The organism is Maritalea myrionectae (assembly GCF_003433515.1).
GTDB classification, from domain to species: domain Bacteria; phylum Pseudomonadota; class Alphaproteobacteria; order Rhizobiales; family Devosiaceae; genus Maritalea; species Maritalea myrionectae.
In genome coordinates this window covers 3,208,729-3,223,875 of record NZ_CP021330.1, presented here as the reverse complement: position 1 = coordinate 3,223,875, position 15,147 = coordinate 3,208,729, and the positions used below count along the sequence as shown (strand labels likewise).

The 15,147-nt window shown below is 51.7% G+C and carries 12 protein-coding genes; 1 reads left to right on the top strand and 11 read right to left on the bottom strand.

The window, feature by feature from the left end; all coding sequences use genetic code 11:
* Positions 1-168: 168 nt before the first annotated feature.
* The 6 genes from MXMO3_RS16155 to MXMO3_RS16130 all read right to left on the bottom strand — a co-directional run bounded on the left by MXMO3_RS16155 (position 169) and on the right by MXMO3_RS16130 (position 7,479).
* Positions 169-1,287: a Gfo/Idh/MocA family protein gene (locus MXMO3_RS16155; RefSeq protein WP_117396546.1), complete on the bottom strand. Its 1,119-nt coding sequence runs from the start codon at positions 1,285-1,287 to the stop codon at positions 169-171.
* Positions 1,288-1,298: 11 nt separating this feature from the next.
* A complete protein-coding gene (iolG, locus tag MXMO3_RS16150; RefSeq protein ID WP_117396545.1) occupies positions 1,299-2,300 on the bottom strand; it encodes an inositol 2-dehydrogenase in 1,002 nt (333 codons plus the stop codon).
* A gap of 8 nt (positions 2,301-2,308) precedes the next feature.
* A complete protein-coding gene (locus MXMO3_RS16145) occupies positions 2,309-3,910 on the bottom strand; it encodes a GMC family oxidoreductase (RefSeq protein ID WP_117396544.1) in 1,602 nt (533 codons plus the stop codon).
* A 146-nt stretch (positions 3,911-4,056) separates the two neighbouring features.
* A complete protein-coding gene (locus tag MXMO3_RS16140; protein ID WP_117396543.1) occupies positions 4,057-5,550 on the bottom strand; it encodes a sugar ABC transporter ATP-binding protein in 1,494 nt (497 codons plus the stop codon).
* Complete coding sequence (locus tag MXMO3_RS16135) at positions 5,547-6,521, bottom strand: ABC transporter permease (RefSeq protein ID WP_117396542.1); 975 nt, start codon at positions 6,519-6,521, stop codon at positions 5,547-5,549. Before MXMO3_RS16135 ends, MXMO3_RS16140 begins: the two co-directional genes overlap by 4 nt.
* Before the next feature lies 1 nt (position 6,522).
* Positions 6,523-7,479, bottom strand: coding sequence for an ABC transporter permease (locus MXMO3_RS16130; RefSeq protein WP_027834089.1), 957 nt, complete (start codon positions 7,477-7,479; stop codon positions 6,523-6,525).
* 246 nt (positions 7,480-7,725) lie between these two features.
* Between MXMO3_RS16130 and MXMO3_RS16125 the strand changes: the two genes are divergently transcribed.
* A complete protein-coding gene (locus MXMO3_RS16125; protein WP_036221002.1) occupies positions 7,726-8,727 on the top strand; it encodes a sugar ABC transporter substrate-binding protein in 1,002 nt (333 codons plus the stop codon).
* Between the two features lie 55 nt (positions 8,728-8,782).
* Here the strand turns inward: MXMO3_RS16125 and MXMO3_RS16120 are convergent, their stop codons facing one another.
* The 5 genes from MXMO3_RS16120 to MXMO3_RS16100 form a co-directional block, all read right to left on the bottom strand.
* Positions 8,783-10,489, bottom strand: a complete 1,707-nt coding sequence (locus MXMO3_RS16120; protein WP_117396541.1) for an ABC transporter substrate-binding protein — start codon at positions 10,487-10,489, stop codon at positions 8,783-8,785.
* Between the two features lie 311 nt (positions 10,490-10,800).
* Complete coding sequence (locus tag MXMO3_RS16115; protein WP_117396540.1) at positions 10,801-11,712, bottom strand: carbohydrate kinase family protein; 912 nt, start codon at positions 11,710-11,712, stop codon at positions 10,801-10,803.
* Complete coding sequence (locus MXMO3_RS16110) at positions 11,709-12,767, bottom strand: ABC transporter ATP-binding protein (protein WP_117396874.1); 1,059 nt, start codon at positions 12,765-12,767, stop codon at positions 11,709-11,711. The genes MXMO3_RS16115 and MXMO3_RS16110 overlap by 4 nt, the downstream gene beginning before the upstream one ends.
* Before the next feature lie 2 nt (positions 12,768-12,769).
* Positions 12,770-14,266, bottom strand: a complete 1,497-nt coding sequence (gene argH, locus MXMO3_RS16105) for an argininosuccinate lyase (protein WP_117396539.1) — start codon at positions 14,264-14,266, stop codon at positions 12,770-12,772.
* Positions 14,263-15,147 (bottom strand): carbohydrate ABC transporter permease, encoded by an 885-nt coding sequence (locus tag MXMO3_RS16100; RefSeq protein WP_117396538.1) that lies wholly within the window; start codon positions 15,145-15,147, stop codon positions 14,263-14,265. Before MXMO3_RS16100 ends, argH begins: the two co-directional genes overlap by 4 nt.

Below are 15,147 nucleotides of genomic sequence, written 5' to 3'. Positions count from 1 at the left end.
ATAATTCTAGAAGAGGGAACGACACGATTAGTTCCCTGATCCAGGTCTTGGTGGATCTCTTCAAGAATTTTGACCACTTGCTTTGCAAGTGGGATACGATGAAAAACGCGCTTCACGGTCCATTTCTCAGTGTGTCCGGAAGAGCCCAAAGACTAATTGCGTCATCCTTTAGATGGCGATCACTGCCTGCTCACGCGATGATTGCTGCATGGCGTCCACAATGCGTTGAACTTCGACAGCTTCGTCGAAATCGGTCTGGCAAAACGAGTTATGGGCATAGGCTTGCAACAGCTCTGCAACTTCGATGACCTTTAGGTCGTTAAACCCAAGGTGATGACCGGGGGCGGGGCAAAAATTTCCGTAAGGATAATGCTGTGGGCCGCTTTCGATTTTGGTGAAGCCAGATCGCTTTGGATCATTGGACGTCACAAGCAACTCATTCATGCGTTCCTGTGAGAACGATATCGCACCTTTTGTGCCGGTGATCTCGAAGGATAAATCCATGGTTCGGCCACTGGCCGCCCAGTTGGCCTCAATCGTACCGCTCGCGCCACTTTTAAAGCTGATAACGGCATTTGTGATGTCGTCGACCTCGACAGGCTTAAGCTCGCTTGTACCAGGTGCCACTGGCCGATCTTTGTGGATGGTTTTGCATTGAGCGGAAACCGCAGCAAAATCACCGAGCAGATAACGTGCCATGGAAATGATGTGACTGCCAATGTCCGCCAAGGCACCGCCGCCATCAATTGCCGTGCGAAACGAATGCGGCGTTGAGGGATCGCACATGTAGTTTTCCGCATGCCGTCCCCGGAAATTGACAATTTCACCCAATTCACCTGACTCAACCATCTGCTTTGCAAAGGCAATCAAGGGATTGCGCAAAAAGTTGAAGCCGACCAAGGTGAGGGCATTGGCGTCTCGCGCGGCTTTTGCCATGCGTCGCGCACTTTCAAGTGTGGTGGAAAGTGGTTTTTCGCAATAAACCGCTTTGCCGGCTTGAAGTGCTTCCATAACGATTGGCTCATGCAACGCGTTGGGCGCGGTGACCGCCACAATATCCACGTCAGGGTCGTGACAAAGCTCTGTCCAATCGCCAGTGAACCGCTTATAGCCAAGCTGATGCGCACTTTGCTCTGCCAGTTCGTAGGTTGCATCAGCCAGCATGACGGGCACCGGCGTAACCGGCAAGTCAAACAGCCCGGAAACAGATCGAAATGCATTGGCATGACACCGCCCCATAAATCCACTTCCGACCAGGCCGATGCCAACAGGTTGTTGTTCAGACATAAAGACCCCTTTTAGATATAGTCAGGTTTGACGGTTTCGCCGGTTTTTGCCGAATGCGTGCAGGCAAGCGCAATGGCCAACGCGTTGCGACCATCCGATGCCGAAGGCGAAGGGGCCGCGCCGGCCATAATGGACTGATAGAACGCATCAAGTGCGTGTCCGAAAGAGGCATCATATCGCTCCAAGAAGAAGTGCTTTAACGGCGCCTTTGCCTGGGTGGCATCTTGGGTGGAGCGGATCAGATTTTGATCTCGATGATTTTGCGTCTGCAACATGCCATCGCGACCAAAGGCTTCGATACGTTGATCAAACCCGTAAGCGCATTTGCGGCTATTATTAATATGCACAATGCAGCCCGACGGCATTTTCAACGTTGTCATTGTGGCATCGAAATCGCCTTCCGCGCCGATTTCAGGATCGAACAGGCAACTGCCAGCAGCAAACACTTCCGAAGGGTTTTCGTTGGTAATCCAACACATTAGGTCAATGTCGTGAATCGTCCCATCGACAAAATAGCCACCGGATTGTTTCACATATTGTATTGGTGGCGGGGCTGGCTCGCGGCTCCAGCTCATCAAAAAGGTGAGCGCACCAATGTCACCTGCATCCACGGCTTTTTTCAACGCGGCAACGTCCGGATCAAACCGACGGTTGAACCCCAACATGAAGGGCACGCGATGCGTTGCGAGCATATCCAAACAATGATCAACCCGCTCGAGGTTTAAATCCAATGGCTTTTCGCAATAGATGGGTTTGCCCGCTTTGGCGCAGGCGCCAATATATTCCAAATGAGTGTTTGTCGGCGTGGCGATAACCACCGCATCAATGTCTGGCGCCGCCAAAAGATCGTCCAGTGAATCTTCCGCGCGGCCGCCATATTGAGCCGCTGCCTTTTGCGCGGACGATAAGCGTGGATTGAAAATCGCAGCCAAATTCATCTGCGGATGCGCATTGATTTTGGGTCCATACACATGGGCCATTCTGCCGCTGCCCAAGAGCGCAATATTCAGCATGGTTCAATTCACCCTTTATGATCTTCGATAATATGTGCAGCACCTTTTTCGCCAATCATAATGGCGGCGGCATTGGTGTTTGCCGTGACAATGCTGGGCATGATGGAGGCGTCAACAACGCGCAGATTGGTAATGCCATGCACGCGGAGCCGTGAATCGACGACCGCATCCTCATCGACACCCATTTTGCAGGTGCCCACAGGATGGAGCAGGGACAGGCCACTTTCCCGCAAATAGCTGATCAAGTCATCGTCAGATTGCACCTGAGGACCGGGCGATAGCTCATATTCAACCATATTCGCCAACGGCTCAGTTTCTGCGATTTTTCTTCCAAATTTAAGTCCGGCCAGCGCCGCCTGCACATCGTCATCATGTTCAAGAAAGTTGAATTGAATTTTCGGCTGATCTTCCAATCGCGGACCGGAAAGGGTGACCCGTCCGCATGATTTTGGCCGCATATGTTCCGCCAAGATGGTGAAGCCGGAAAAAGGGTGTGGCTTAAGCTCCTCGTCGGTGCACCAGGCCATAAAAGTCACCATCATATCCGGGCGATCAATATGCGGTTGGCTTTTGATAAAGGTGTTGGAATAATTGCCATTGTCCGCAAATGGACCCGTTCTGAACAAGAGAAAACGCAAAAGCTGCAACCCGCCCTTTAGCGGGTTGTTATAAAGGTCATTTACGGTGGAATGTTCGCGCGACCGATATTCAGCACCAATGCCGAAATGATCACGCAGATTTTCACCAACGCCAGGTACATTGTGCTTCACCGGAATGCCATGCGCCTGTAACTCGTTTGCAGGGCCCACACCTGATAGTTTGAGCAATTGCGGTGAGTTGAACGTACCGCCGCACAAAATCGTTTCGCGATTTGCATGTGCCTGATGGCGGCCCGAACGATCATGCCATTCAACGCCAATCGCTCTACCATCCTCGATGATGACGCGATCGACCATTGCGTGGGTCACGATGTGGATGTTTTCTTTGCCCGGACCATTCAAAAAAGCCGCTGCCGTGCTATGGCGCCAACCCTTTTTGGTGGTGGTTTGTATGTACCCTGTGCCTTCCTGCGTGGCACCATTAAAATCCGGATTGCGCGGCACGCCCAACGCTTCAGAAGCGGCATGAAAGGCTTCGCCGAGCTTATGTTCCGTCCTCAAATCCGATACGGCCTGCGGCCCGCCAACGCCGTGAAACTGGTCGGGTCCACGCTCCTGATCTTCACTTTTTTTGAAAAAGGGCAACACATCAGACCAGCCCCAGCCATCACACCCCAAATCGCGCCAATGATCAAAATCTTGCTGCTGACCGCGCATATAGATCATGCCATTGATTGAACCGCTGCCGCCCATGACTTTGCCACGGGGCTGGAACAAGCGCCGATTATTGAGGTGAGGTTCAGGCTCACTTTCGTAACACCAATTGACGGATTTATTGGCGTAAAGCTGAGAATAGCCGAGGGGGATGTGAATCCAAGGATTACGATCTTTCCCACCCGCTTCAAGAAGTAGAGTTTTAAATCCGGCTTCGCCCAATCGACCCGCGACCACGCAACCCGCGGAGCCTGCGCCAACCACAATAAAATCATAGCTTGTGCTGGATTGTGACATATAAAACTCCAAAAACTGTCTTTTGGCGATGATGACATTTCGCCCAAAACGCGCCTATCGCGCAGTTATCCGATTTGGATAATAAAAAGGGCGGACAATACCATTGGTGATTGCCCGCCCAAGTTCACACAGAGGGTCGTGAGAGGTTAGGTTTTGGAGACAGCAGAAATCAGGTTCTCTTCTGTTTGGTTTTGCCCAGAAAAACTGCCGACAATCCGGCCATTCGCCATGGCGAGTACGCGGTGGCTCACGCCAAGCACTTCAGGCATTTCCGAAGAAATAACGATCACCGCCAAGCCTTGCTCCGCCAAATTGGCGATCAGCTCGTGAATGGACGATTTTGACCCCACATCAATGCCACGCGTTGGCTCATCCAAAATGATAAGATTGGGGCTTGAGCATAGCCATTTTGCCAGAACAAACTTTTGCTGGTTGCCCCCTGACAGTTTGGCAACAGGCTGTTCGGGGCCCGTGGTTTTGATATCGAGCGCCTGTTGAAACTGCTCGTAGGTTTCCAGCTCTTTTTCTTTCGACATCACACTCAAAGTAGAAAAGAAATGTAGGTGCGGCAGCGTTATGTTTTCACGTCCGCCCATGCCCAGAACCAAGCCCTGTTCTTTTCGGCTTTCGGGCACCAAGGCGATGCCAAGTTCAATGGCCTCGGCCGGTGTGGGGGGAGAAATCTCCCGTCCCTTCCATGTGATCTTACCGCTTTGGGCCTTACGAATGCCGAAGATGGTTTCAACCACCTCGGATCGACCAGCACCCACCAGGCCATAAAGGCCAAGCACTTCACCGGACTTCACCGAAAAACTGACGTCGCTGAACAGACCATCAGCACTCAAACCGTCTACCGCCAGCACATCCTCGCCAAAATTTTCTTTGGCGCGATGGAAATAGGTGTCGAGGTCGCGCCCGATCATTGCCCGGGTGATTTCATCAACACTCGTATCTGCAGTAATTTTGGTGCCTTGCACTTGGCCATCGCGCAAAATAGTAATGCGATCGGTGATTTCAAAGATCTCATCCATTTTGTGTGAGATGTAAATGATGCCTTTGCCGCGAGAACGCAGATCCTCAATGGTCTCGAAAAGTTGGGCTTTTTCATTGTCCGTGAGGGAGGCGGTGGGCTCGTCAAAAATCACAATATTTGCGTTGAACGCCTGAGCCCGCGCGATCTCCACCATCTGTTGGCGCGCGATAGACAATTGGCCAACGCGATCATCGGGCGCAAAGTCACAGCCAAGTGCTTCCAATGCCTGCTGCGTCTGTTTGCGCAGCTTTCTTTTTTGCAACACGCCAAACCGATTGGTCGGCCACGCACCGAGATAGATATTTTCAGCCACGGACAGCTCAGGGGATAGGGAAAGTTCCTGATGGATCAGCAAAATACCCTTAAGCCGCGCATCAAGCGGCGAGTGCACTTGCATCTCTTTTCCCAAATATTTGATGCTGCCTTGTTCTGCGGTGTAAAGCCCAGCGAGCACCTTCATCAATGTGGATTTGCCAGCGCCGTTTTCGCCCACCAGGGCCAGCACTTCGCCTTGCTTCACATCCAAGCTCACATTGTCGAGCGCTTTGACGCCGGGGAATGTTTTGGTGATGCCCTGCAGCTCTAAAAGTGTTGTGTTCTGGGTCATGACGTTTTCTTCCGTGAGATGCCAGACAAAAAGTGATCAAGCAGCAACGCCATAATAAGCACTGCACCCATAACCATCAGTTCCACATAATTGGGGGTGCTCAGAAGGCGTAGGCCATTGCGCATAACCGCCAAGGTCAACACCCCGCCAATAGTCATCCATAAGGTGCCATAGCCGCCAGTGAGCCGCACGCCGCCCAGCACAACAGCAATAATGGTCCACAATTCCCAAATCTTGCCCGCATTTGGCTCCGCTGTGCCTAAACGCATGGACAGCAAGATGCCCGCAACTGCGGCCAGTCCGCCGCAAATGGTGAAATTGATGATCTTGTTGCGCTTTACATTGATGCCTGCATCATGTGCCGCTTCAATATTATCGCCCACCGAATAGGCTTCGCGACCATGTCGCGTGGAGGTCAAAATCCATTGAAACAGAAAGGCCAGCCCCAAAAAGATCATCGCAGTGATGGAGAGGGGGCCGAGATAAATCTCGGGATATTCAGTGTAGGAAAAGTCGCTGACCATCAGCGCATCTTCGCCAGTGTAAATGAACACCAGGCCCCGCACGCCAATCAGCGCCCCCAAAGTCACGATAAAGGAGTGAATGCCGGAGAGGGCGATAATGGTGCCGTTTAAGGCACCAAGCGCCACACCGGAGAGCAAGCCGCAAAACACGGCGGGCCACACACCAATCGAATCTTGCAGGCCAATGGCCAACGCGCTGGCCAAAGCCAAAACCGCACCCACCGACAGGTCAATTTCACCATTGATCATCACCAAGGTCATGCCGATCGCCAAAATACCGATAAAGGCAGACTGGGTGAGCACATTGCTCAGATTATTCACCGTCAAGAAATAGGGCGAGGCGAGAGAAAACGCGCCAAATACCACCAGAAAGAACACCCAAATATGGTTGCGCAGCAGCCAGTTTTTGATGGGCGTGAGAAAGGAGACTTTGTTGGGAGTAGACATTTTACGCAAACACCTTTCCACGCTTCGCACCAAGATCAATCCATACCGCGAGGATGATCACAACCCAGGTGACAAGCCATTGAACATAATAGGGGTATCCAAGCAGGAGCAGGCCGTTTTGAATAAAGCCCAGCATGGTGATGCCGAGAATGGTGCGCCAAATGCCGCCAGAGCCGCCAAGCAATGAGGTGCCACCGAGAATAATGCCTGCAAGCACGGTAAGCTCGTATCCCTGGCCAATGGTGTTTTGCGCGCCCATAACCCGGCTGCCCATAATAATGGCGGCCAACGCAGTGGTTAGGCCGGACAGAATGTAAGCAAAGAAAATCGTTTTACGCGTATCAATACCGGAGAATTTGCTGGCCGTTTCATTGCCACCCACCGCAAAGATTTGCCGCCCAAATGTTGTGCGCGTCAGCACAAAGCTGGCCACAATCGCCGTGAGAATGAAAATAAGCGCTGGAACAGGAATTCCGAATAAATCGGCCCGCCCGAAAAAGGCAAACCAAGTATTCTGCGCGTTTTGGACATTCACATTGGCGCCGCCGGAATAAAACAAAGTCAGGCCTTGTAGGAATGAAAGCATGGCGAGCGTGACGATCAGAGCGTTTAGGCCAATAAAGCCAATCAGCAACCCATTAATTGCGCCGATGACGATGCCGCCAATCATCACATATATAATGGCCATAAAGGGGCCTGACACATTGTGTTGATCAACAACAATCACCGTCAAAAACGTGAGCATGGACCCAACGGACAGGTCAAAGCGCCCGGTAATGACAACAAAGGTCACCCCGATTGCGATCATGCCTGTTATCGACACCTGACGGATCACGTCGAGAAAATTGCCAACGGTTAAAAAGGTGTCTGTGGTGAGCGCAACCCCGGCGAGAAATATGCCGAATGCGAATAAGAGACCGTGTCGCCTGAGTAGGGCGGTCATATCCTGTTTGAACATAGGCAAATCTCTCCTCCACGCTTTGCCTGACAAGCATTTATTGTAAACTGACGCAATTAGACGCGGGAGAACAGCGGTCGTTCATCCAAAATGGATATTTATTGCCGTTTGATGGGTGGTTCTGGCCAATTGTCAGATTTGGATATCAGGGTCGTTGTTTTTCAAATGCACAAATCGTCCAATTAACCGGATTGGCAAGAGAGCTATTTCTCAACGTCAGTTGTGCATTAATGAGGAGGAAGAAATATGAACAGCATGATCAAATCGATCAAGCTTACGGTCGCAAGCGTGGTTTTAATGGCCAGCGCCACTGGCTTGGCCATGGCGCAGGACGCTCCAGACTGGTTGGGCGGCGAACTGAAAAAACCATTGGCTGAAACACGCATCGGTATCACCGTGCTTTACCCAGGCTCCAATGCCTACCAGGCAAAATATGCGGAAACCGCTGAAAGCTACACAAAAGAGCTTGGCATCCAAGCCATTGTGTTGGACCCACAAGGTGACCCCGCAACACAATTTGACCAAATCCAAGATATGTCATCCCAGCCGATTGACGCCCTGGTGGTTTGGCCAACATCACAAAATGCATTGATCCCTGCGATCCGTCAGGCATCACGCAATGGCATCCCGGTTATCACGTCGAATTCTCCCATCGGCGAAGCCGGGCGTCGCTATATTGCGGGGCATACCGGCCCGGATGACTGCGCGCAGGCGGAGCAATCAGCTGAGATGTTGGCCGAGTCGCTTGGTGGCAAAGGTGACATTGTGGTTGTAGAAGGCACGCCCGGTTACACCGTGTCCATTCTACGCAAAAACTGCTTTTTGGATAAAATGGCCGACTCCTATCCGGACATTAATATCTTGGCCAGCCAAACCGCTGAATGGAACCGTGAAAAGGCCCAAACGGTGATGGAAACGTTCCTGACCCAGTTCGGTGACGAAATTGACGGCGTTTATGCTTTTGATGATGGCATGGGCCTTGGTGTCATCAGCGCCCTTCAAGGTGCGGGCAAAGCGCCGGGTGAGGTGAAAGTTGTGACCTGTAACCAGTTTGGTGAAGGTTGGGATGCCATGAAAGAGGGCTGGCACTCTGGCTCCAACAAGCAATCACCTGTTGATGATGCCATCCTTGCCATTCAAACGGCAATCAAAATTGCGAATGGCATTGAGGTGCCTCCGCTGCAAGGCATCGAAACACCGAAAGTAACACCAGAAAATGTGGATGAGTTCGAGCGTCCGAGCTGGTAAGCGACTTTAAGAAATCACTTAATAAGGCCCGCAATCTTAAACGATTGCGGGCTTTTTATTTATAGCGGCCATTTTCGCGCATCAAATGATCAATCGAATTCTGGCAGGTCAACAGCGCTTGTTTAATGGTGATGTCCTTCAACAGCATCTGATGAATGACATTACCAAGAATTTCAAAAATACCGCTGATTTCGGGCACAGGAGGGCGGGGCCAGTTTTGTGTCATCCCCTGACGTTCCATGGTGTCCAAATAACCCAGCATTTTAGAAAAAGACTGCACCTCAGGGTCGGCACTCGTCGAAAAGCGGGGGCTGGTGTGGCTGCCATTTTGCACATACCATTTCATCATTTCCGGACGTGCCAGATATTCCATGACTTTCCATGCAGATTGGCGTCGCTCATCGCTCAAATTTGCTGGCATGCCCATGCAAAAACCGCCAATTGGTGACACCATTGGCTTGCCTTCCACGGATGGATGGCACGTAAACCCGATTTTATCGTGGATGTCCTTTGCGCCCTCTTTGCCAAAGGCTGCTGCCCGCACAGACCAACCATAGGTCATAGCCGCATCGCCCTTGGCGAAGATGGCAATTCGTTCGTCCCAAGAACATTTGAGGCTTTTCGGATGGGCATAGTCCAGCAAGGCTTTCAAAAATTCTGCCGTTCGATGCCCGGCTTCGGTATCGATCATAGGGCGAAAATTTTCGCCTTCGATATGATCGACATCGAATTCATTGTCGATCTGTTGCAGATTGATAATGGGCTGGCCGAAATCCGCCAAGGTTTGCACAAAGGTGTGCGCCACCGGCAAACCACGGCCGTAATTCATCACGATGCCGGGCGTTGTGCCGCGGAATTTATGCAAAGTGCGCGCCGCGAGCAAAACGTCTTCGGTTGTTTGCGGCGGTGTGAGACCGGCTTCATTGAGCAAATCTGAACGGTAGAAAAGCAGTTCAGTGGTGGGTTGGATAGGAATGCCATATTGCCGATTTTGATATCGTCCGCCTTTCCAAGCTGCGGTATGAAAGTCCGATGAATTATACCGCTCATTCTCAATCAAGTCGGAAAGGGGGCGCAATATTTCATCATGCGCAAACTTGCCCAGCCAGGGTAGATCGAAATTGACAATATCATATTCCGACTGCTCCAATTCGTGATTTTGCAAAATGGCCGCATAAAGCTCATTAAGAGGCAGGAGCGTGAATTCCACCTGCGTGCCGCAAAGCTCATTGATCGTTCGCGCGTTTTGCTTCAGCGTTCGAAAAGTCGGGTCGGGCGAGCAAAGGATCTTTATTTTCTTGTCAAATCCAACGCCAGTTCGCATCGCATTGGGAAATGACAGGATTTTGGCGGTCATATATGAACCACCAAAGAAGAAGTCGCTCGCGGTGCCATCATTTTGGACAAACCCAAATGTTTTGCCAACATGAGCTTTAAGCTGCAAAGCATAAGATTCAAATTCACGGATCAGCTTGCGGGTGGGGTGCAAAGAGAACGAACGGCCAGTATTTGATCTCGGGCGCTTATGCAAAAGCTCCTCGTCGATCAACTCGGTAATCCTTCGCATCGCGGTGCCATAAGGCACGCCCGACGCTGACGCCGCTGACGTGATCGTCAACAGCTTTCCCTCTAAATGCCGACGCATGGAATATGAAATGATGTTCCACCGCGCATCTGGCGCCGCGAGATTGGTGCGGTCTGAACAGATCTGTCGCGATGTATCAGCAAAGTCCAAAATGCGTATAAGTTCGTCTCTGGTCACGATACGTCCTCCCTCTATGAACATTCTCAAATTGTGTGACCAAGCGATAGGTCGAAAAATATCCAAAATGGATTTCTGTCGACAAAATTGGGAAGGTGACGCGTCCGAGGGAAATTCTTCTGATCAACGCACAGCCACATGCTGTTGATAGAGGCACATGTTCCGATGTACCAACACTCTTATCACGAGCAGAAAGAAATCGATCAGACTGGTGTTGCCCTTACTCCAAGGGCAAGATGGATTAAGACGCAATGCAATGCCGACACAGCGTGGCAAGTGGGAGTTTGCCCCGACTGCAGCGAGAATTTTGTCTAGCTGCCGGTTTTTTTGATCATTGCTGCACCAGTGGCGCCGCCAATTGAGCTAATGGACGAGGCGGCGAAGCGATTGCCTTCAGCCAATGCCTCCTGATCAGATTTACCTCGTAGCCACGCGGTGATGAACCCCGCATTGAACGCATCACCTGCACCGGTGGGGTCGACAATGGCGCAAGGGAGTGCAGGCGCTGATATATGATACGCTTTGTGGAAAAGGGTGGCGCCATCTGCACCACGTTTTACAATAACTTTGGTGGCCCAATTGCTCATTTCGGAAGTGAAAAACTCGATCTCGCCTGCCACATCAAAGACGCGCCGGAATTCGGATAGGTTGGGCAAGAAAAGATCCACTTCGCCAATCAATTCACGCACATGACCGGCATCCATGGCGCTTTCATCCCAAGCACAATCTAAAGAAATGGTCAGCCCTGCTTGCTTGGCGCGTTCCAAAATTGTGGGCGCTTCCAGCAAGGTTGCCAGTTCAGCAATATGCAGATGCTGAATGGTGGGATCGTTGATTGCACGATCAAAGCTGTCAGGAATGGGAGCGCCACCTCTACGCGTTAAAAACGCGCGATCATCATTGAGGGCCATTGCAACAGTGAGCTGCGTGCCCCAGCTGGCATCGGCCTCTTCGGTATATGTCTTGCTGATGCCCGATTTGTTCAGATCATTCTGCACAAAGGAGCCAATGGGACCGTGTGGCAAAAATGCGCATAGATCCGTCGGTTGTTCCGCCGCCGCCAAATAGGCCGCTGTGATGTAGGCGCCGCCACCCGCGTGTGCGCTGAAACTTTCGGCATAAACCTCTTCGCCCAGCTTGGGCATATGCGGCAGGCCGGCGAAAACCAAATCGCAATAAACCCTGCCGACGCATAAAACGCCTTTTTGGTCTAGCTCATTCACGCAATGGTCTCCTGCGTGGCGCTATCGAATACATGAATTTCTTCGGGATCAGCATAAAGCTTGATCTTGTCGCCAGGCTGGGGGTGAACCCGGCCGGGGGCAGACGCAATCACTTCAATGCCGCCAACATCAAGATAAAGCAACGTCTCGGTGCCCAGGGGCTCGACGAGTGAAACGATGCCTTCCATTGTTGGTGTTTGGCCATCCTTGGCGGTGGTCAACTCACTTGGGCGAATGCCAATAGTGACATCTTTAACCCCTGGCGCCTTGGGCAGTTCAATCGTGGGGCCCGCATCCAGTTTTGCATTGTTGCCCGTCACAGTAGCGGTGAGCATATTCATTGAAGGGGCGCCGATAAACTGGGCCACAAACATGTTTTTAGGCTTTTGAAACACTTCAGAGGGTGTGCCGACCTGCTGAATATGACCGTCCTTCATAATGACGATGCGGTCTGCCAACGTCATGGCTTCCACCTGGTCGTGGGTCACAAAAATGATCGTGGTGCCAACACGCTGGTGTAGTTTTTTGATTTCCAACCGCATTTGCGTGCGCAATTGCGCGTCCAAATTGGAAAGAGGTTCATCAAAAAGGAAAACAGCTGGGTTCCGCACCATGGCGCGGCCAATAGCAACACGCTGACGCTGGCCACCAGACAGCTGCGAAGGCTTGCGCTCCAGCAAGTCTGTCATGCTCAAAATGGCGGCAACTTCATCAATGCGCTTTTCCTTTTCAGGCTTGCTCATTTTTGATGTGTGCAACCCGAAGCCGATATTTTTGCGCACACTCATATGCGGGTAAATCGCATAGTTTTGAAACACCATCGCGATGTTACGCTCTTTCGGCTCCAAATTATTGACGACGCGGTCGCCAATGCTGACTTCGCCAGAGGTGATTTCTTCAAGGCCTGCAAGCATGCGCAATGTCGTCGATTTGCCGCAACCAGAGGGCCCGACCAACACAACGAACTCGCCGTCCTCTACATCCAAATTGATGCCATGTAGCACTTCGGTTTTGCCATAGGCTTTTGTTAGATCGCTTAATTTTACCGTTGCCACAATCATTCCCCCCGATTGTTGAGTAGGGCGTCAAATGCCTTTTCACGCATTTGGTTCGCTGTTTTTTTTCTTGTTTGAATTTGCTCGAAGTGGGCTTTGAGATGTCCAAAATGCGTTATTTGTCGCTCAAGCGACGCCTCAATTGCCACCGGGGCCGGGCCGCCAAAACGCTTGCGCACATTCACAAAATGCCGCGCTGAAACAGAGCGTCGATAAGCGGCCTCATCCAAATGGGACTCGCGTCCGGTCATCTCGATAAACGCTGTCATAAAATCCGCATGGGCGTCGCCCAACGACTTACCTTCAGCAATCACCTTTTTGGCTGTCGCCGCCGCGACCTCGTGCGCTTGGCGGAAGGATATGCTTTCCTCGCGCACCAAAGTGTCTGCCAGCTCTGTGATCGTGATACAGGCCGCGTCGGCGGTTTTGGCCACCCGGTCGTCATTGATGGATAGGGCCGGGATAAAAGCGGCCAACAGGTCAATGGCCCGACCGCCACTTTCAAAAGTGGCATAACCAGCTTGTTGCACTTCGCCTTCGCTGTCATTCATGTCGGTGAAAGGCGTATTGTGCATGGTGTTGACCATCATGTCGCAACGCCCGGCCGTGACAGAGCACAAATGGCGCATATGCTCGATGGGTACTGGGTTGCGCTTTTGTGGCATGATCGAACTGATTTGCACCAACGCATTCGGCACATAGAGCTGGCCAACTTCAAAGGCACTCCAAAATTGGAAATCCTGGATGACCCGACCGAGATGCACGAAAACAAGTTTGATGGCGCTATATAGCCCGGTGATATAGTCCACGCTAGCGATGCAGCCATATGAGTTTTCTAGCGGTTCTTCAAATCCAAGCAATTCCGCCACATGCTGGCGGCTGACTGGAAAGCCGGATGTTGTGATCGCGGCGGCGCCCATCGGACATTTTTCGATTTGATCACGCGCCAACATCAAGCGGTCGAGATCGCGCAACAAAACCTCCGAAGCAGCCAATAAATAATGGCCAAACGTGCTGGGCTGGGCTGGCTGGCCATGAGTATAGGCCACGATCAAAGTTTCTTTTTCACGTGCCGCTGTTTCATGCATGGCGGTGACCAAATTATGCAGCGATTGGATCAAATGATCCACGCGCTTTTGCAGCCCCAATTTGAAAACCGTATGGTCCATATCGTTGCGGCTGCGCGCCGTATGCAACGCGCCAGCGACATCCGGCCCAAGGCGCTTTTTAAGCTCTGCTTCCACAAGAAAGAAATAGTCTTCAACCTCACCCGTGTAGGTGAGGGCGCTAACGTCTACTTCTTCATCAATCGATCGCAATGCCTTGGCCAGTTCATGCCCTGTTTTAGTGGGCAAAATGCCTTCTTCCACCAACATCACAAGATGCGCTTGGTTGATCATGCGGAACGCGTCCACATGATGGGTCTTGGCCCCCTCAAATAGAGGGGCCAAAACCGTGTCTTTATAAACAGGATGGGGAAAGGTTGAGTTATCGGTCATCCTTTCAACCCTGCCATTACCACGCCGCGAATAATGAAGCGCTGGAACACCAAAAACACAATCAGAGTTGGGATCGTGGCCAAAGCGGCACCTGTCATAATCAACTCCCATTGCACTGACTGCTCTACACTGAACGTCGTGAGGCCAACCGGCAATGTATAAAGCTCGGGCGAGTTGGTGACGATGAGCGGCCAGATAAAGGCTGTCCAGTTACCCAGGAAAATAAAGATTGCAAGCGCGGCAAGCGCGGGCTTCACCATCGGCATGGCGACACGCCACCAGATTTGAAATTCATTCAGCCCGTCGATGCGTGCGGCCTCTAAGAAGTCGTTGGGCACAGATTCAAAGAATTGCTTCATCAAGAACGTGCCGAACGCCGTCATAATGCCGGGGAACATGATGCCCCAATAGGTGTCGAGCCAGCCAAAGTTTTTGGCCATCAAATACCAGGGGATCACCAGCATCTCTGTTGGGATCATCAGCGTTGATAGGATGGCAACGAACACGATCAGGCGGCCACGGAACTCAAACTTACACAAGGTGTATCCCACAAGCGCGTCGAACAGCACGGCGGAGACAGTGGTGATCACCGCGATTATAAGCGAGTTGACGAACCACATATAAAAGCGGCCATCTTCAAGCACATACGCGTAGTTATCGAGGGTTGGCTCATCCGGAAAGATGGATAGATTGTAAATTTCATGCGGCCATTTGAGCGAGGTGGAGAGCATGTAAACAATCGGCAACACCATCAGGATGCCGCCCCCCATCAGCAAGATCCAACGCAAAATTGCGGCGGGGTCCTGTTTGCGGGCATGGCGCTTTGGCGTGGCTTTATCAAGGGCGTCAGCCGTGACTTTAATTTCTGCTGTATTGGCCAT

Bases quoted from the DNA above. Each gene is read 5' to 3' on its own strand.
- MXMO3_RS16145 (WP_117396544.1), bottom strand. From the start codon at position 3,910: ATGTCACAATCCAGCACAAGCTATGATTTTATTGTGGTTGGCGCAGGC.
- MXMO3_RS16135 (WP_117396542.1), bottom strand. From the start codon at position 6,521: ATGTCTACTCCCAACAAAGTCTCCTTTCTCACGCCCATCAAAAACTGG.
- MXMO3_RS16125 (WP_036221002.1), top strand. From the start codon at position 7,726: ATGAACAGCATGATCAAATCGATCAAGCTTACGGTCGCAAGCGTGGTT.
- MXMO3_RS16140 (WP_117396543.1), bottom strand. From the start codon at position 5,550: ATGACCCAGAACACAACACTTTTAGAGCTGCAGGGCATCACCAAAACA.
- iolG (WP_117396545.1), bottom strand. From the start codon at position 2,300: ATGCTGAATATTGCGCTCTTGGGCAGCGGCAGAATGGCCCATGTGTAT.
- MXMO3_RS16100 (WP_117396538.1), bottom strand. From the start codon at position 15,147: ATGGCCAATACAGCAGAAATTAAAGTCACGGCTGACGCCCTTGATAAA.
- MXMO3_RS16130 (WP_027834089.1), bottom strand. From the start codon at position 7,479: ATGTTCAAACAGGATATGACCGCCCTACTCAGGCGACACGGTCTCTTA.
- MXMO3_RS16155 (WP_117396546.1), bottom strand. From the start codon at position 1,287: ATGTCTGAACAACAACCTGTTGGCATCGGCCTGGTCGGAAGTGGATTT.
- argH (WP_117396539.1), bottom strand. From the start codon at position 14,266: ATGACCGATAACTCAACCTTTCCCCATCCTGTTTATAAAGACACGGTT.